We start from the raw sequence: 16,543 nt of genomic DNA, 5'->3' as shown, positions 1-16,543 counted from the left end.
GCATGACGATCAGTTCTCTCACCTCCAGCAGCGCGGCGAGCCAGTTGAGCTACGTGAGCAAGCTCAATGCCACCAGCGGCAACGCCAGCGGCGAGGGCAGCCAGGTAGGCAGCCGCCCGCCGCCTCCCGATGACGGCGGTTTTATCGATGCCATCGCGAGTGCGCTGCAGTCGCTTGGGCTTTCCAGCAGTGACGGCGCGACTGCCGACAGCACCGGCACCAGCAGCACCGGCGCGGACACCGGCGAGGCCGCCGGCAGCGGCAATGCCGCGCAGGCGCTGGGCAGTTTCCTGCATGAGCTGATGGGCGCATTGCATGAGCAGGGAACGTCTTCGAGTGCATCGCCACCGCCCGGCGGCGGGCAGGCGTATGGCCCGCCGGGCGGAGGCGGCCCCGGCGGTCCCGGCGGTCCGGGCAAGCTGGAAGCGGATTTGCAAAGCCTGGTGGCCAAGCTCACTTCGGGCAGCGACACGGCCACCAGCGAGGCCGACGAAGCCGCCGAAGCCACCAACGGCGCCGGCACCGGCGCAACCGCGCTGGAAACCTCGTTCCAAAGCCTGCTCGAGGCGCTCGGCAGCGACACGTCCGACGCCAGCGGCAAGCTGGCCAGCTTCCTGCAAGCGCTGTCGGACATATTGCCCAATGCCGGCAGCAGCGGCAACCTGATCAACACCTCGGTATGAATGGAGTGAACCATGGAAGCACACGGCCACAGCCTGGCGGACGACCTGAAGAAGATGATGCAAGTGGCGGCCGGACGCCGCAAATCCCTGCGCTGGATGATGGCCAGCGCAGCAGCCCTGCCTATACTCGGCTGCGGCGGATCAAGCGGCGACACCACGTCCAGCACCAGCACGGCGACCACTAGCACCGGCAGCACGGGATCCACAGGGACCACCGGCACCACCGGCACCACCGGCAGTACCAGCACCACCAGCGGCTCCTGCAGCGTGATCCCGGAGGAAACCGGCGGGCCGTATCCAGCCGACGGCACCAACAGCAACAGCGCCGGCATCGCCAACGTGCTCACGCAAAGCGGCGTGGTGCGCCAGGACATCCGCAGCAGTTTCGGCGGCATGAGCGGCACCGCCGCCGGCGTACCGCTGACCATCAAGCTGAAGATCATCAACGCCAACGCCAGCTGCGGTGCCGCTGGCGGCATGGCGGTCTACCTGTGGCACTGCGACCGGACCGGCAACTACTCTCTGTACTCCAGCGGCGTCACCAGCCAGAACTACCTGCGCGGCGTGCAGGAGGCCGACGCCACCGGCGAGGTCACGTTCACCACCATCTTCCCCGGCTGCTACGACGGGCGCATGCCGCACGTGCATTTCGAGGTCTACCCGACGCTGGCCAAGAGCACCAACGCCAGCAACCGCATCAAGACTTCGCAGTTCACCTTCCCCATGGCCACGCTGAACGAGGTGTACGCCAGCAGCGGCTACAGCGCCAGCGTGACGAATCTGGCGCGCATCAGCTACGCGTCCGACAACGTGTTCGGCGACGGCTATTCGCTGCAGATGGCAGCCATGAGCGGCAATGCCACCGACGGCTACGTCGCCACGCTGACGCTGGCCGTGATCGGCTAAATGCCGGGCTGAAGGCAGGGCCAGGCCCGCCGGTTTCCCTCCGCGCGAAGTCGGCTTCGCGCAAATCCCTCCCCACGGCGGCCGCCGCGAAGCCATCTTCGGCAGCGCGGCGGCCGTTCCGCCTTCGGCGCGCAGGCACGGCGCTTGCAATGGCAGGTGTACATACGCCTGACCGGAGCCTTGTATGAACCGCCTGCTCGACTACATACCTGAAATTGACATTACGTTCCCGCCCGGCGCCGGCATTGCTGCGGGACCGGCTCTTGCGCCGGCGCTCGAAACAGAGGCGGAGATGGCCTATGGCGCGGAACTGCTGGAGGCGGCGCTGGGCAACGGCGCCGGGCTGGCGCCGTTCCTGGCCGGGCTGGTGGCGCGCAGCGGTGCTGCCGGGCGCGCCGTACTGCGCCTGCCGCTAGGCCGTGCGCTCATGTCGGCACTGCTGCGCGCTGCCACGGCGGTCATGCCTTTCCGCAGCAAGGCGGTGCAACCCAGGGCGGCGGCCATCTTCGGCCTGGAACTGGAAGGGCTCAGCCCCGAAGACAGGGAGTACACACTGGCGCGCCACTTCATTCGCCTGGCGCGGGAACTGATAAACGGCACCCTGGCGTCCGGCCCGGCAGGGCCGCAAGTGGGCATGGCGGACGCCGAGAGCAGGGTGCAGGCGGCGCTGGTGCAGGCGGCGCGCAAGCACGCGCCAGGCCTGCTGCACCGCGCGGCACAGCAGGAGCCGGCAGGAGGACGCTGGCAGCGCAGCGGCAAGCGCATCGTGGTCCTCAATTGTTAACCACCATCGGGAGCTAATCATGCATGACATCGATCGTACCACCCTGGAATTCGGCCAGGAGATGGGTTATGAAGGCGAGCAGTACGAGTTTGGCCAGGGCGAATGGAGCGGCGAGGGCGGCTTGCTGTCTGAAGCGGACGAGATGGAACTGGCCAACGAACTGCTGTCGGTCACCAACGAGGCCGAGCTGGAGCAATTCCTCGGCAACTTCCTGAAGAAAGCCGCCTCGGTGGCCGGTTCGGTAATCAAGTCGCCCATAGGCCAGGCGGTAGGGGGTGTGCTGAAGGGCGTGGCCAAGAAGGCGCTGCCGCTGGCCGGCGGCGCTATCGGCGGCTACTTCGGCGGACCGCTGGGCGCCAAGATCGGCAGCGGGCTGGCGTCGGCGGCGGGCGGCGCGCTGGGACTGGAGGGCGAGGGCGAAATGATGGGCGAGGACCGCGAGTTCGAAGGCGCCAAGACCTTCGTGCGGCTGGCGGCGGACACGGTGAACCGCGCCGCCCAGGCGCGCGGCGGCGACCCGCGCGCGGTGGCGCAGGCCGCTGCCACGGCGGCGGCGCGCCAGCATGCGCCGGGGCTGCTGGCCAGGGCCGGCGCGCAGCAGGGACGCGGCATGCAGGGCAGCCAGGGGGGCGCGCAGCGCGGCATGGGCGGCAGCTGCGGCGGTAGCGCCATGGGCGGCAGCGGCAGTGGAGGCGGCATGGGCGGAATGGGCAGCATGGGCGGTGGCGCGGGCGGTGCGGGCGGCGCGGCAGGCTCCTCGGGCCGCTGGGCGCGCCAGGGCCGCAAGATCGTCCTGTACGGAGCCTGATGCGCCATGGCCATCAGCTCCTATGCCCGGTGGATGCTGGCGCAGGAGGCGCGCTCGCTGCTCACGCGCCTGCGGCGCGTGCGTCCCTTCGTGCTGATCGAACCCATGGTGCCGGCGGCGGCCTTGCTGCCATCGGCGCAGACGGCGATCGAAGCGCACCTGGCGCAGGGGCGGCGCGGGCTGCATGGCATGGTGATGGCTTTCCTCGCGTGGCTGCACGGGCCGGCGGCGCGCCGCGCAACGGCTGCCGAAGCGCAGCGGCGCTTCACCTTCCTGCGCCTGCAATTCAACGCGGCGCTGACCCAGTTCGACCTGTTCAACGACGTCATCACCCAGCGCAGTGAACACAAGAACGGCCCCTGGCTGTCGGGGCTGGACGTGGCGTCGGCCGATGCGCTGGCGCTGCCCGGCAGCTATTACCGGGCACCGCCCGTGATCTGCTACCTGGACCGCGGCCCCGGCGCGGCTATCCGCCGTGCGCGCACCCGGCTGCCCGGCGGCGGCGACAATCCGGTGGCCATCGTGCGGGTGCCGCGCGAGCGCATGGTGGGCAGCAGTATTGCATCGTCGCTGTTCCACGAGGTGGGACACCAGGGCGCGGCGCTGCTGGATCTGGTGAATTCGCTGCGTCCGGTGCTGCAGTCCATGCAGCGCGGCGGCGCCAGCCAGGGTGTGCCGGCCCATGTGTGGCGGCTGTGGGAGCGCTGGATCTCCGAAGTGGTGGCCGACCTGTGGTCGCTGGCGCGGCTCGGCATTACCGCCACCATGGGGCTGATCGGCGTGGTCAGCCTGCCGCGCGTGTTCGTGTTCCGCGTGAATCCGGACGACCCGCACCCGGCGCCGTGGATACGGGTCAAGCTCAGTTGCGCGCTGGGCGAACAGCTGTTCCCGCATCCGCAATGGCGGCGCGTGGCGGCGCTGTGGGAATCGTTCTACCCGCTCACCGGGCTGCCGCCCGGGCAGCGCCGCCTGCTGCTGCAGCTGGAAGACAGCCTGCCGGCGCTGGCGGCGCTGCTGGTGCGGCACCGGCCGGCGCTGCTGCGCGGGCGCACGCTGCCGCAGGTGATGGCGGTGCGCGCGCGGCAGCCGCGGCGGCTGGCCTGCCTGTTCCGGCAGTGGAGCGCCGCGCCGCAGCAGATGTACGACGCCGCGCCCTCGCTGGTGTTCGCCGTGCTGGGGCAGGCGCGCGCCGGCGGCAGCCTCAGTCCCGAGCACGAGAGCGTGCTGCTGGGCAGGCTGCTGACCCATTGGGCCTTGCGCAGCACGCTGGACCTGAACGCGCTGTGCGGCGACGCCGCCCAGTACCGGCGCCTTGAATACGGAAGCACCATCCTTTAAGGAGATAGACATGGCAAACATCAAGAACGCGGCGGCCAAGGCGGATCTGCGCGGGGCGATCCAGGTGACGGTGCACGACAGCGCCACCGGCGCGCCGCTGGTCAACGCCGCCATCAAGCTGTACAAGGCGCAGACGCAGCAGGGCGCGCCCATGGCGGAATGCGACGTGGAGGAAGTGAAGCGGTGGCTGCCGGACGAGGCGCTGCTGGTGACCACCCGCTTCACCGGCGCGGACGGCGCGGTGCTCTTCTCGCCGCTGGACGCGGGCGCCTACATCGCCGCCTTCGACAACATCGTGCCGATGCGCATGGGCGCGCTGTTCTACCAGTGCGCGGTGGTGCGCAACGGCTGCACCGAAAACGTGTGCTTCGACTTCGCCTTCAATCCCGAGGTGAAGATGACCTTCGAGTCGAACTGCCGCGAAGTGGACCAGAACTGCGCTTTCGTCGGCGACAAGGCCATCGCGGAGGTGCACGTGGACGGCGACCGGGACCTGGCCGAGGGGGCGCTGCGCATCGTGCCGCGCTCGCCGTGGCAGGCGCGCAACGGCGAGCCGCACCGCTTCAGTGCCATCATGCGCCGCGCCGGGCCGCAGCACTTCGAGGCGCAAGTGCTGTTCGCGCGGCGCGGCCGTCCGGACGGTGCCGCTCCGCAGGGCGGGGCGGGCACGCCCATGGTGCGCAGCGGCGGCCCTGGCTCCTCGCTGACGGCGGACCAGCTGGCCGGCGTGAGCGGGCCCGGCTCGATGGCCTCGCTGGGCGTGGCGGCCGACTTCGAGGCCGACCAGCGCGTGCCCCAGCCCATCAGCGGCAACGTCGGCGTGTCGCTCACGCGCACCGAAACCGAGCCGACCGAGGACCTGCCCCTGTGGACCCTGATCCGCAACAGCACCGAGGCGCTGTCCTTCACCAATTACCTGGCCTTCCTGGACCAGCTGTTCTGCGACCCCAACGTGGCGATGTCGGACCTGGAGCGCCTGCGCTTCGCCGGCAAGAACGCCGCCGTCAACGCCATCAAGCCGCGCCGCGCGCTGCCCTTCAACGACTCGGATTCCTACCGCGTGCTGAAGGCGGCGACCGAGGCCTTCGTCATGGTCAATTGCGGGGTCCTGAGCCTGCCGCTGGCCTTCAACCCGGCCGAGGACGCGGCCTACCTGGACCGGCGCGACATCCCCAACGGCGGCAGCCTGGCCGACGTGCTGGCCAACGAATACCTGGAGACGGTGGACGGCAACACGCTGGCCTTGCCCTACCTGGCGGTGATCCGCCGCAAGCTGCCCGACATCCCGATCAATATCCCGGCCAGCGGCAGCGAGGCGGACCTGTGCTTCGGCATTATCCAGGAACGGCTGTCCAATCCCTGCCTGATCGAGTTGATCTGGTCTTACTGGCTGGAGGAGGGCATGCTGGTGCAGACCATGAACGCCATCACCCAGCGCTTCCAGAACCTGCGCCCGCCCAGCAGCGGCCATGGCCTCGACCCGCTGGCCAATACCGAGATCGACATGCTGCGCCCGCTGAACAACCTGCTGTGGGGCTACACCCAGGACGAGCAGCACCGGCTCACCGTGGTGCGCCGCAACTACGAGTACGACCACCACTACGGCGTGCGCCTGGACGGCAAGGCGGTGCAGCATTTCCGGCCGGCGGACAGCCGCTCGAAGTTCCTGGAAGCGTTCCACCACTTGCTGCGCCTGCTCACCTCCTTCTACCGGCAGGACGACGACACCACCGTCAAGGCGGATGCCTTCCCGGTGCTGAATGCGCTCAAGGAAGTGCACCTGATCCTGTCGCAGGGAGCGCATAACCAGTTCGGCGACCTGCCATCCACCGCGCGCATCGAAATGCTGATGCAGCAATGGCTGCTGGGACGGCCCGAGTTCCGCGAGTTCCTGCCCACGCGCGTGATGGTGGCCTACCCGGAACCGTGGATGGACCGGGTGGACGCGATGAAGAAGCTGCAGGGCTGGACCGACACCAGCGTGATGCATTTCCGTTCGCTGGCCATGTTCGGCGAGCAGCTGCTGCTGTCCATCCGCTACGGCAACTGGAGCGACATCTACGAATCGACCCAGGCTTTCAACTGGGCGCGCTTCTGGCGGCCGCAGGCGCAGGGCTACATCCATGCCTACCGCGCGGCCACCGGGGTCGATTTGTCGGTTGACGGTGCGGACGTGGCGACCGACGCCACCTTGCCGTCGGTGCTGCTGCGCCAGCGCCTGGCGGCCCAACAGGCCCGCGCCTGAGCCGGCGCGATGGCTGGCACGATGGCAGGCGTGATGGCGAACGATGCCGCGCATGCCGGCACCGGTACGCTGGACTTCACCAGCGCGCTGTACCTGGACATGCGCCATCCGTGCGGCGCGCTGGAGCCGTGGCAGGCGCTCACGCTGGGCAAGCCGGCCGCGTTGGAACAGCCGCCCGGCACGGCCGGCCTGGTGCGCGGCCTGGCGGCGCTGATGGGCTGCCAGGCCGCGCTGGTCATGCCGTCCACGCTGCATTTGTACTGGGATTTGTTCGCCATGCTGGCGCAGGAGACGGTGGCGCTGCTGGTCGATGGCGGCACTTACCCGATCGCGCGCTGGGGCGCCCAGCAGGCGGTGGCACGCGGCGCACCGCTGCAAGTGTTCCACCACGGCGACGCCGCAGGACTGGCAAGGTTGGCGCGGGGCTGGCGGACGCAGGGCCGGCGGCCGGTGGTGCTGGCCGATGGCTACACCCCCGGCGGCGCGTGTCCATCGCCATTGTCGGCCTACGCGGAAATCGCGGCGCAGGGCGGGGGCTGGCTGGTGCTGGACGATACCCAGCCGCTCGGCCTGCTGGGCCGCGGCGGGGGCGGCTCCGTTCCGCTGCACGGCCTGACCGGCCTTTGCGGTGCGGGCGGCCAGGCTGGCGCCAGGCAGCGGCAAGGCCACGGCGACGCGGCCTGGCGCGGCATGCCGGTGCTGGTGGGGGCGTCGCTGGCGAAGGCGTTCGGTGCGCCGCTTGCGGTGCTGGCCGGCAGTGCGCCGATGCTGCACATGTTCGAGCAGCGCAGCCTCGCGCGCGTGCACGCCAGCCCGCCCAGCGTTGCCAGTGTCGCGGCGGCGCGGCGGGCGCTGCGCCTCAACGCTGCCTGCGGCGGCGTGCTGCGGCTGGCGTTGTGGCGGCGCGTGCGGCAGTTCCGGGCCGGCCTGGCGGCGGCCGGCATCGCCTGCCGGGGCGGCATGTTCCCGGTGCAGGTGGTGCCGTTGCCTGCCGGGGCAGACGGCGCGGCGCTGCAGGCCGCGCTGCGCTCGGATGGCGTGCTGGCGCTGCTGCAAAGCCATCGCGGCGGTGCCAGCCTGACTTTCCTGTTGCGCGCCGGGCATAGCGCGCATGACGTGGCGCGCGCGGTGGCGGCGCTTGAACATCATTTGGAGGAGCTGGCATGAATCAGCAATTCGAAGCCCTGCCTTTCGAGCTGGAAGGAGAAATGGAATATGAGCGCGGCGCGCCCCGGATGGCGCCCGCGCGCGGAGGCGTCCGCGGCGGCGGCCGCATGGCGCCGGCCCGGCCACCCACGATTGGACGTGGCGCTGGGCGCGGCCCCGGCGGCGGCGCCGGACGGGGAGGGCGCCCTGGCCCCGGCAGGCCAGCTGCCCTCCCGCGCGTGCTGCGTCCCAGGCCGTGGCCGGCGTGGCCCTACTACTACGGCCCGCGCTACGGCGGTACGTGGCCGTACACCCAGGTCACCGTGTTGCCACCGGGGCCGGATGGCTGGTCCGACGCGCCCCCGCCGCCGGACGACGCACCGGCCTTCGACGATGGCAACGGCAGCGTGCAGGCGTACGCGGCGCAGGAGCACGCCGAAGTCCCGCCCACCATTGCGGCCGCCATCGCGCGCCTGCCTGCCGCCCAGCGGCCTGCCTACGTGGCGCTGGGCCCGCTCACCGGCGCCTTGCGCGATCCGCGCGCCACCGGACCGGGTTTCTACCTGATCGAGTTCACCGTCAACGGCGCGCGGCGCGCCTACAGCGGACAGACCGGCAACCTGCGACGCCGCCTGCAGCAGCACGCGCTGTGCGGCCAGATGATGGGACTGCCGCTGGCGGCGCACTCGGTCTACGTGGCCCAGTCCAGCCTGCCCGAACCGCAGCGCCGCGCCGTCGAATACCGTATCCACGACGACATGTTCCGCACCGGCGCCGGCGTGCTGACCAACCAGCGCCGCGAGCTGGAGGCCGAGCTGTTCGGCCATGAATGGCGATGAAGAACACGATGAATCCAAGGAGAGCACCATGTACTGCAAACAATGCAGCTGTACCTCCTGCCGCGCCACGTCGGACGGCGGCTTCGAGGTGATGGAATTCGGCGGCGCCGGGGAAGGCCCGTTCAGTGCAGCGCAGGAGATGGAGCTGGCGCTGGAGCTGCTGTCGGTGAGCAGCGAGGCGGAGCTGGACCAGTTCCTCGGCGGCCTGTTCAAAGGCGCCTTGAAGGGCCTGAAGAAGGTCGGCTCGGCGCTCGGCAAGGTCGCCAAGCCCCTGGGCGGAGCGCTGAAGGGCATCGCCAAGCAGGCCCTGCCCATGGTGGGCGGCGCGCTGGGTTCCTTTATCCCGATACCGGGCGTCGGCACGGCGCTTGGTTCCGCGCTGGGCGGCGCAGTGGCCAAGGCGCTGGAGCTGGAGTTCGGCGGCCTGGAATACGAGCAGCAGGAATTCGAAATCGCGCGCCGATTTGTGCGCATCGCCGGCACGGCCGCGCAACTGGCGGCGGCCAGCGACGGCAGTCCGCGCGCCGTGCGCCGGGCCCTTAGCGAATCTCTGGTGCAGCATGTGCCGCATTACGAACTGTCCGGCCGGATGGAAGGCGAACAGGAAGGCGAGGCCTATCGCGGCCGCTGGCGCCAGCGCCGGGCGCAGCGGGGCTATGGCTACGACTGCGGCGGATGGTGAGGCGGCGATGATCATCGACTGCCATTGCCACGCGGGTCCCGGCGACGGCTTGAGCGGGCCGTGGGACAGCAACGCCGGGCTGGCGCGCTACCTGCGCCGCGCACGCGCAGCCGGCATAGACCGCAGCGCGCTGATGGCAGCCTTTCACAGCGACTACGCGCGAGCCAACGCCGAGGTGGCGCGCATGGCCGCGTCCAGGCCGGGCCGGTTCTACGCCTATGCCTTCGTGCACGCGGCGCGGGACCGTGGACGCATTGCCGCCATGGTGCGAGAGGCAGTGCAGGACTACGGCTGCATCGGCATCAAGGTGCACCGGCACGACGCGCGCATCAGCGGCGAAGTGTGCGACGCCGCGCGCGTCTTCGGCGTGCCGGTGCTGTACGATCCGATGGGCGACGTGGCGGTGGCCGAGCTGCTGGCTGCGCAGTACCCCGACGTCAATTTCATCATTCCCCACCTGGGCAGCTTCGGCGACGACTGGGCAGCGCAGCTGGCCTTGATCGACCACCTGGTGCGGCACAAGAACATCTACGCCGACAGCTCCGGCGTGCGGCGCTTCGACCTGCTGGCGCAAGCCGTGCGGCGCGCGGGGCCGCACAAGATGCTGTTTGGCTCGGACGGGCCGTGGCTGCATCCCGGGTTGGAGCTGGAAAAAATCCGCCTGCTGCATTTGCCCGAGCGTGAGGAGCGCCTCGTGCTGGGCGAGAATTTTCTGCGCCTGATCGGGCACCCCGCAAGCGGCGGTCCTGCTACGGCGTAGGCCGGGTCAGGTGCGGCGCACCGTTACCGGCCTCGCCCCATGCCTTGCGCCGCAGCTGCAGCGCGCGGTCGGTGACGCCTAGACGCGCCGCCGCGCGCTGGTTATTGTCGTCCTCCTGCTCCAGCACCAGCTGGATCGCCATGTCGCCGGCTGCCTGCGTGATGCGCCCCAGGCCCATGCCCAGGTCCACCGCGTGGCGGATGGCGTTGGCGAAGCAGCTGTCCGGCCACACGGGCGCGCCGGCGGGGCGTTCGTCCGGCGGCACGTCGCCTATGGTCACCGGGCCCGGGCCGCAATGGCGGTGCCAGATGCGCGCTACGGTCTGGCGCAGGTCGCGCACATTGCCGGGATAGTCGCGCGTGAGCAGGTAAGCCTGCACGGCCGGGTCCAGCGCGCAGTGGGCACCGTCCGGCGCCAGCTGGCGGATAAAGTGCTCGGCCAGCGGCAGAATATCGCTTTGCCGCTCGCGCAGCGGCGGCGGGCGGCAGCGCCAGCCCGCGATGCGGTAATACAGGTCGGCGCGGAAGCTGCCGTCCGCCACGCCAGCCTCCAGGTCGCGGTTGGTGGCGCACACCAGGCGGAAGCGGGTCGGCTGCCAGGTATTGCTGCCGATGCGCTTGTACTTCTGCTCCTGGATCACGCGCAGCAATTGCGCCTGCATCGGCAGGGGCAGTTCGCCCACCTCGTCGAGAAAGAGAATGCCGCCGTCGGCCAGCGCGAAGGCGCCGTCGCGCGCGTTGGCCGCGCCGGTGAAGGCGCCGCGCTCGTGGCCGAAGAATTCGCTGCCGGCCAGGTCGGACGACAGCGTGGTGCAATCGAGGACCACCAGCTCGCCCGCCGGCCTGCCGCCGCTGCCGCCACTGCCGCCACTGCCGCCACTGCCGCCACCGGCGCTGCCGCGCGCATTGCCGAGCCGGTGAATCAGCTGCGCAATCTGCTCCTTGCCGGTGCCGGTCTCGCCCGTGATCAGCACGGACGACTGCGAGAACGCCGCCACCTCCACCACATTGCGCACGAGCGCGCGCCAGGCAGGACTGTCGCCGACCAGGCTGGCCTGCACGGCGCTGGACTCCATCAGCCGCTGCACCGCCTGCCAGCGCCGCAGCCGCGCCGCCGCCTGCGCCGCCAGGGCCACAGCCAGGTCCGCGCCCCGGTCCGCCGCCCCCGCACCCGGCAGCCCCGCCGTACCGGTGCGGGGCGCAGCGGGCCAGTGCAGCAAATCGGCCGCCCCTGCCGCCAGCGCGGCCCACATGGCATCGGTTGCCAGCGGCGCCCCGCCGCAGGCGATGGCCAGCACGGTTGCGCGCGCGGACAGCAGCGCCAACTGGGCCGCCACGGCCTCATCCCAGCGCTGGAACAGCAGCAGGCCCAGGCTTCCTGCCGCCGCAGGTGCCTGCAGCGGGCGCGCGCCGATGCCCAGCTTGTCAAGCTCATCAACCAGGCGCTGGCCGATGTCCTGCTGTGCCGGTTCGACCACCAGCAGCCACACAGCAAGCGCGTCCATGCTTTCCATCGCGGTATTGAGCGGTATTGAGCGGGGAGAGGGCAGCACTATATGCCCGTCCCCGCGCGCCCGGTTTGACCCGCGCCAAAGGTGCGCGCATCAGCGCGGGCCGCAACGAAAAATGGGGTCAGGGTTAATTATTTAATTAACCCTGACCCCATTTGTTTTTACTGCAACGTTTTTATTGCTTGACGCAGTCCACGAAGTAGTCGCGCTTGCCGTTCACTTCGCGCTTGACCAGGCCGTGCACGTCGGTCTCGAAGCCGGGGAAGCGCTCGTTGAAGTCGCGCGCGAAGCGCAGGTAGTCGACGATGGTCTTGTTGAAGCGCTCGCCCGGGATCAGCAGCGGAATGCCCGGCGGGTAGGGCGTCAGCAGGATGGAGGTGATGCGGCCTTCCAGCTCGTCGATCGCCACGCGCTCGATCTCGCGGTGCGCCATCTTGGCGAAGGCGTCCGACGGTTTCATGGCCGGGATCATGTCCGACAGATACATCTCCGTCGTCAGGCGCGCCACGTCGTAGGCTTTGTAGAAGTCGTGGATCTGCTGGCACAGGTCGCGCAGGCCCATCTGCTCGTAGCGCGGGTTCGCTTGCGAGAACTCCGGCAGGATGCGCCACAGCGGCATGTTCTTGTCGTAGTCGTCCTTGAACTGCTGCAGCGCGGTCAGCAGCGTGTTCCAGCGGCCTTTCGTGATGCCGATGGTGAACATGATGAAGAAGGAGTACAGGCCGCACTTCTCCACGATCACGCCGTGCTCGGCCAGGTACTTGGTCACGATGGACGCGGGAATGCCGGTCTCGCCGAACTGGCCGTCCAGCGACAGGCCGGGGTTGACGATGGTGGCCTTGATCGGGTCCAGCATGTTGAAGCCCGGCGCCAGCTTGCCGAAGCCGTGCCATTCCTGGCTTTCTTCGGTGAAGATCCAGTCGGCCTGCGAGCCGATACCTTCTTCGGCGAACTCGTTCGGGCCCCACACCTTGAACCACCAGTCCTTGCCCCACTCCTCGTCGATCTTGCGCATGGCGCGGCGGAAGTCCAGCGCTTCCAGGATCGATTCTTCCACCAGCGCGGTGCCGCCCGGCGCTTCCATCATGGCCGCTGCCACGTCGCAGGAGGCGATGATGGAGTATTGCGGCGAGGTGGAGGTGTGCATCAGGTAGGCCTCGTTGAAGGCGTCCTTGTCCAGCTTGACCGACTCCGATTCGCGCACCAGCACCTGCGAGGCCTGCGACAGGCCCGCCAGCAGCTTGTGCGTGGACTGGGTGGAGAAGATCATCGATTCCTTGGCGCGCGGACGGTCCTTGCCGATGGCGTGCATGTTCTTGTAGAAATCGTGGAAGGTGGCGTGCGGCAGCCATGCTTCGTCGAAGTGCAGGGTGTCGATTTTACCGTCCAGCATTTCGCGCAGGGTCTCGACGTTGTACACCACGCCGTCGTAGGTCGACTGGGTGATGGTCAGGATGCGCGGCTTCTTGTTCTTGGCGTCGCGCGCGAACGGGTTGGCGTCGATCTTGCGTTGGATGCTCTCCATCGAGAACTCTTCCAGCGGGATCGGGCCGATGATGCCGAGGTGGTTACGGGTCGGCATCAGGAACACGGGAATCGCGCCGCACATGATGATGGAGTGCAGGATCGATTTGTGGCAGTTGCGGTCCACCACCACGATGTCGCCCGGGGCGACCGTGGAGTGCCACACCATCTTGTTGGAGGTGGACGTGCCGTTGGTGACGAAGTAGCAGTGGTCGGCGTTGTAGATGCGGGCGGCGTTGCGCTCGGAGGCTGCTACCGGGCCGGTATGGTCCAGCAGCTGGCCCAGTTCCTCCACCGCGTTGCAGACGTCGGCGCGCAGCATGTTCTCGCCGAAGAACTGGTGGAACATCTGGCCGATGGGCGACTTCAGGAACGCCACGCCGCCGGAGTGGCCGGGGCAGTGCCAGGAGTAGGAGCCGTCGTTCGCGTAGTGCACCAGCGCGCGGAAGAAGGGCGGCGACAGGCCGTCCAGATAGCTTTTCGCCTCGCGGATGATGTGGCGCGCCACGAATTCGGGGGTGTCCTCGAACATGTGGATGAAGCCGTGCAGTTCGCGCAGGATGTCGTTCGGGATGTGGCGCGAGGTGCGCGTTTCGCCGTACAGGTAGATCGGGATGTCCGAGTTCTTGTAGCGGATCTCTTCCACGAAGGCGCGCAGCGACTTCAGGGCGTGGTCGGTTTCTTCCACCGTGCCGCCGCCGAATTCCTCGTCGTCGATGGACAGCACGAAGGCCGAGGCGCGCGACTGCTGCTGCGCGAACTGGGACAGGTCGCCGTAGCTGGTTACGCCCAGCACTTCCATGCCTTCTTTTTCCATCGCCGCGGCCAGGGCGCGGATGCCTAAACCAGACGTGTTCTCGGAACGGAAATCCTCGTCAATGATGACGATGGGGAAACGAAATTTCATTACTTGTCTCCAAAAAGAAGAACCGCCCCGGGCGATCTGTGGCCGGAGCGGGCTGGGCGAAAAAAATAAGAACGGGATTCTCGCAGAAAATACCGCCAACGGGGAAAAAAGTTACGCAGTTGGCAGCATGGTTCCGCATATCGGTGCCTGGCGGTGCTCAGTGGTGGCCGACGGCTGCACCGCCGCCGGTCAGTGCACCGATAGGATCGATGTGCAGGGCTGCGAACAGCCCCAGCGCGATCCCGGCGCCGGCCACCGCGTACGCAGTGTACAGCAGCCAGCGGCGGTGCGTGAGCAGCGTGATGGCCGCCAGCGAGATGGCAATCTGTTCGGCCGTGGTGGCCAGCGCCCACTGGTGATGCTGGTGCAGCGCGGCGTCGGACTTCTTGTTCCATTCCGAGGAGGACGCTTCCCACTTCTCGGCTTCCTTCTTGATGTCTTCCTTCTCGGAGCGGTAGCGCGCCACTTCGGCCTTGTATTTTTCCGGGTCCACATTGGGCAGCGTCATGGCCAGCTCGGCCAGGTTCTGCTTGTTGGACTTGGCCTGGTAGTAGTTCCAGCTGTTGGCGGCCTGGGTCTTGTCGATGGCGGCGTTGTTCTTGTACAGGGCCGCCTCGTTCTGCGTGGCGCCGCCCTGGTAGCCGAACAGCGCGCCCACGGTCGCCAGGATGGCCGTGGTGACGGCGATGTTGCCGGAGAATTTATCAGCGCTGTGGGCGGCGTGCTCCACGGCGTGGTCGTGCGGGCCGTGGACGTGAAAACCGTGTCCTGACATGGTTGATTCCTTTGTTTCTGTTGCTGGTTGGTTGACGATGGACAGCTTAGCGCGGCCGCCGGCGCAAGGTGACGAAGGCGTAGGGCAGGCCGCTGGCCGCAGTGTACTGCTGGCGCTCCAGTTCCTCCCATTCTGCGCCTAGCGGCGGGAAATGGGCGTCGCATTGGAATGCCTGGCCGATTTCGGTCTGGATCACCTGGTCCGCCAGGCCTGCGGCCAGCGCTTCTGCGTAGATCTGGCCGCCGCCGATGATGAAGGCCTCCGCCGCGTCCTGCACCAGCGCGCGCGCCTGTTCCAGCGACTGCGCCGTCTCCACGCCGTCGGCGCGCCAGGCGGCGCTGCGGGTGACGACGATGTTGCGGCGGTTGGGCAGCGGGCGGCCGATGGACTCGTAGGTCTTGCGGCCCATGATGACGGGGTGGCCCGTGGTCACGCGCTTGAAGTGCGCCATGTCTTCCGGCAGTTTCCACGGCAGCGTGTTGTTGATGCCGATGCCGCGCTGGGCGTCGGTGGCAACGATGATGGTCAAAAGTGTCATGTGCGCTCGCGGACAATGTTGCTGGGCCCGACATTATAGCCGCGCGCAGCCCCGACCGCAGCGCGCCTGTGGAATATTGTCAAATAAGTTATTTATCTCTCGCTATTGGCCTTATTCCAGCCTAAATTGAAATACGCGGTTAACCCGATAATTAATGGAGGGGATTATGTTTAATACGAAATGCATCGGCATGGCGGCATTAATTCTCGGCTTGTCCGCAGGAGCGGGTGCAAATGCCGCAGGCGCGTCCAGGGCGGAGATTAAGACTTTCAACGTGCAATTAATCGATCTGGATCCGGCGGACGGCATCACCCCTGCTATTTCCTACGATAGCCAAACCTGGGTGGAGGCTTTTGTCGGTGTCTATACGCGCACCGAGTATCACGAGGATTTTCGTATCAGTTACGGCACGTTGATCGGTGCTTATGATAGCGGGGGGGCCGTCACCACGGTGGAGCCCGGCAGCATGTCCAGCGAGGCGCAATCCTGGGGCATCGATACGCTGGCCTACAGCCGCGGCGCGCAAGGCCTGTCGTTCTGGCTGACGCCGAATACAGCGGCGGTTTTCACGGCGGAGGTGGCGCTCGCGCTGGAACGGGAAAGCGGGGACACCGCGCTTGCCTGGCTGGGCATGAGCGGCAACGTCTGGGAAGGGCCATCCTTTACCAGCGAACTGCACGCGCCTGCTACACCGCTGTCCTACGCGGCAAGCAGCACCTTGAACGGCACGCTGGAGAGCGGCGGCAGCCTCGCCATGGGCCAACTGAACTTGTGGACGCAGGCGTCCCTGCTCACGGCCGCGCCGGTGCCCGAGCCGGCCAGCTGGGCCATGCTGCTGGCGGGCCTGGGGCTGGGCGCGGCGACAGCGGCAGGCCGGGGCGCGCGCGGCAGGCGCCGAACGGTTTAATCTATCAATAATATGGTGCAATCTTCATTATTCTCCTGCTTATTAATTCTGTCCATGACACGGATGCGTGGATCTTGTGCCCAAGTTAATATTAACTCAATAGCTGTTGTTGAATTGCGTCGCGGAAATAGTTAAATGTCAAGCGGCCCCGGCTATATTTACTTTGATGTGATTATTGGAGAGATTTAACC

The 16,543-nt window shown here is 68.0% G+C and carries 15 protein-coding genes; 11 read left to right on the top strand and 4 right to left on the bottom strand.

Annotated elements, in window-relative coordinates; translation table 11 throughout:
* Positions 1-2: 2 nt before the first annotated feature.
* From ASC94_RS04285 to ASC94_RS04240, 10 genes are all read left to right on the top strand, one after another.
* Positions 3-683: a hypothetical protein gene (locus tag ASC94_RS04285; RefSeq protein ID WP_082616146.1), complete on the top strand. Its 681-nt coding sequence runs from the start codon at positions 3-5 to the stop codon at positions 681-683.
* A 12-nt stretch (positions 684-695) separates the two neighbouring features.
* Positions 696-1,589, top strand: coding sequence for an intradiol ring-cleavage dioxygenase (locus ASC94_RS04280; protein ID WP_056391158.1), 894 nt, complete (start codon positions 696-698; stop codon positions 1,587-1,589).
* A gap of 184 nt (positions 1,590-1,773) precedes the next feature.
* Positions 1,774-2,373, top strand: coding sequence for a hypothetical protein (locus ASC94_RS04275; RefSeq protein ID WP_056391155.1), 600 nt, complete (start codon positions 1,774-1,776; stop codon positions 2,371-2,373).
* 19 nt (positions 2,374-2,392) lie between these two features.
* Positions 2,393-3,181: a hypothetical protein gene (locus ASC94_RS04270; protein WP_157201271.1), complete on the top strand. Its 789-nt coding sequence runs from the start codon at positions 2,393-2,395 to the stop codon at positions 3,179-3,181.
* A 6-nt stretch (positions 3,182-3,187) separates the two neighbouring features.
* Positions 3,188-4,519 carry a hypothetical protein gene (locus tag ASC94_RS04265; protein WP_056391152.1) on the top strand — a complete coding sequence of 444 codons (1,332 nt, stop codon included), beginning with the start codon at positions 3,188-3,190 and terminating at the stop codon, positions 4,517-4,519.
* A 10-nt stretch (positions 4,520-4,529) separates the two neighbouring features.
* Positions 4,530-6,764, top strand: a complete 2,235-nt coding sequence (locus tag ASC94_RS04260) for a hypothetical protein (RefSeq protein WP_056391147.1) — start codon at positions 4,530-4,532, stop codon at positions 6,762-6,764.
* Between the two features lie 9 nt (positions 6,765-6,773).
* Positions 6,774-7,931: a pyridoxal phosphate-dependent aminotransferase family protein gene (locus ASC94_RS04255; protein WP_157201270.1), complete on the top strand. Its 1,158-nt coding sequence runs from the start codon at positions 6,774-6,776 to the stop codon at positions 7,929-7,931.
* Positions 7,928-8,749 carry a hypothetical protein gene (locus tag ASC94_RS04250; protein WP_157201269.1) on the top strand — a complete coding sequence of 274 codons (822 nt, stop codon included), beginning with the start codon at positions 7,928-7,930 and terminating at the stop codon, positions 8,747-8,749. The genes ASC94_RS04255 and ASC94_RS04250 overlap by 4 nt, the downstream gene beginning before the upstream one ends.
* Before the next feature lie 28 nt (positions 8,750-8,777).
* Positions 8,778-9,431 carry a hypothetical protein gene (locus ASC94_RS04245; protein ID WP_157201268.1) on the top strand — a complete coding sequence of 218 codons (654 nt, stop codon included), beginning with the start codon at positions 8,778-8,780 and terminating at the stop codon, positions 9,429-9,431.
* Positions 9,406-10,191, top strand: coding sequence for an amidohydrolase family protein (locus ASC94_RS04240; RefSeq protein WP_229417159.1), 786 nt, complete (start codon positions 9,406-9,408; stop codon positions 10,189-10,191). Before ASC94_RS04245 ends, ASC94_RS04240 begins: the two co-directional genes overlap by 26 nt.
* Here ASC94_RS04240 and ASC94_RS04235 read toward each other — a convergent pair.
* The 4 genes from ASC94_RS04235 to ASC94_RS04220 form a co-directional block, all read right to left on the bottom strand.
* The gene (locus ASC94_RS04235) at positions 10,181-11,695 is read right to left on the bottom strand and encodes a sigma 54-interacting transcriptional regulator (RefSeq protein WP_056392136.1); all 1,515 of its coding nucleotides are present in this window, start codon (positions 11,693-11,695) and stop codon (positions 10,181-10,183) included. The genes ASC94_RS04240 and ASC94_RS04235 overlap by 11 nt on opposite strands.
* Positions 11,696-11,876: 181 nt before the next feature.
* Entirely contained in the window at positions 11,877-14,132 is a 2,256-nt protein-coding gene (locus ASC94_RS04230) for an arginine/lysine/ornithine decarboxylase (protein ID WP_056391131.1), read from the bottom strand.
* 157 nt (positions 14,133-14,289) lie between these two features.
* On the bottom strand, positions 14,290-14,907 hold the full coding sequence (locus ASC94_RS04225; RefSeq protein WP_056391130.1) for a DUF4337 domain-containing protein: 618 nt from the start codon (positions 14,905-14,907) through the stop codon (positions 14,290-14,292).
* A 46-nt stretch (positions 14,908-14,953) separates the two neighbouring features.
* Positions 14,954-15,445, bottom strand: coding sequence for a dihydrofolate reductase (locus tag ASC94_RS04220; RefSeq protein WP_056391128.1), 492 nt, complete (start codon positions 15,443-15,445; stop codon positions 14,954-14,956).
* A 166-nt stretch (positions 15,446-15,611) separates the two neighbouring features.
* On the opposite strand from ASC94_RS04220, the gene ASC94_RS04215 reads away from it, so the two are divergent.
* Positions 15,612-16,352 (top strand): PEP-CTERM sorting domain-containing protein, encoded by a 741-nt coding sequence (locus ASC94_RS04215; RefSeq protein ID WP_162251391.1) that lies wholly within the window; start codon positions 15,612-15,614, stop codon positions 16,350-16,352.
* The last annotated feature ends 191 nt before the right edge of the window (positions 16,353-16,543 follow it).

Origin of the sequence: Massilia sp. Root418 (genome assembly GCF_001425265.1) — a bacterium.
Taxonomy (GTDB): domain Bacteria; phylum Pseudomonadota; class Gammaproteobacteria; order Burkholderiales; family Burkholderiaceae_D; genus Rugamonas.
This window is presented reverse-complemented; position numbering and strand designations above follow the sequence as displayed.

Excerpts from the sequence above, each read along its gene's own strand:
- ASC94_RS04285 (WP_082616146.1), top strand. The coding sequence starts at position 3 with ATGACGATCAGTTCTCTCACCTCCAGCAGCGCGGCGAGCCAGTTGAGC.
- ASC94_RS04280 (WP_056391158.1), top strand. The coding sequence starts at position 696 with ATGGAAGCACACGGCCACAGCCTGGCGGACGACCTGAAGAAGATGATG.
- ASC94_RS04275 (WP_056391155.1), top strand. The coding sequence starts at position 1,774 with ATGAACCGCCTGCTCGACTACATACCTGAAATTGACATTACGTTCCCG.
- ASC94_RS04270 (WP_157201271.1), top strand. The coding sequence starts at position 2,393 with ATGCATGACATCGATCGTACCACCCTGGAATTCGGCCAGGAGATGGGT.
- ASC94_RS04265 (WP_056391152.1), top strand. The coding sequence starts at position 3,188 with ATGGCCATCAGCTCCTATGCCCGGTGGATGCTGGCGCAGGAGGCGCGC.
- ASC94_RS04260 (WP_056391147.1), top strand. The coding sequence starts at position 4,530 with ATGGCAAACATCAAGAACGCGGCGGCCAAGGCGGATCTGCGCGGGGCG.
- ASC94_RS04255 (WP_157201270.1), top strand. The coding sequence starts at position 6,774 with ATGGCTGGCACGATGGCAGGCGTGATGGCGAACGATGCCGCGCATGCC.
- ASC94_RS04250 (WP_157201269.1), top strand. The coding sequence starts at position 7,928 with ATGAATCAGCAATTCGAAGCCCTGCCTTTCGAGCTGGAAGGAGAAATG.
- ASC94_RS04245 (WP_157201268.1), top strand. The coding sequence starts at position 8,778 with ATGTACTGCAAACAATGCAGCTGTACCTCCTGCCGCGCCACGTCGGAC.
- ASC94_RS04240 (WP_229417159.1), top strand. The coding sequence starts at position 9,406 with ATGGCTACGACTGCGGCGGATGGTGAGGCGGCGATGATCATCGACTGC.
- ASC94_RS04235 (WP_056392136.1), bottom strand. The coding sequence starts at position 11,695 with ATGGACGCGCTTGCTGTGTGGCTGCTGGTGGTCGAACCGGCACAGCAG.
- ASC94_RS04230 (WP_056391131.1), bottom strand. The coding sequence starts at position 14,132 with ATGAAATTTCGTTTCCCCATCGTCATCATTGACGAGGATTTCCGTTCC.
- ASC94_RS04225 (WP_056391130.1), bottom strand. The coding sequence starts at position 14,907 with ATGTCAGGACACGGTTTTCACGTCCACGGCCCGCACGACCACGCCGTG.
- ASC94_RS04220 (WP_056391128.1), bottom strand. The coding sequence starts at position 15,445 with ATGACACTTTTGACCATCATCGTTGCCACCGACGCCCAGCGCGGCATC.
- ASC94_RS04215 (WP_162251391.1), top strand. The coding sequence starts at position 15,612 with ATGTTTAATACGAAATGCATCGGCATGGCGGCATTAATTCTCGGCTTG.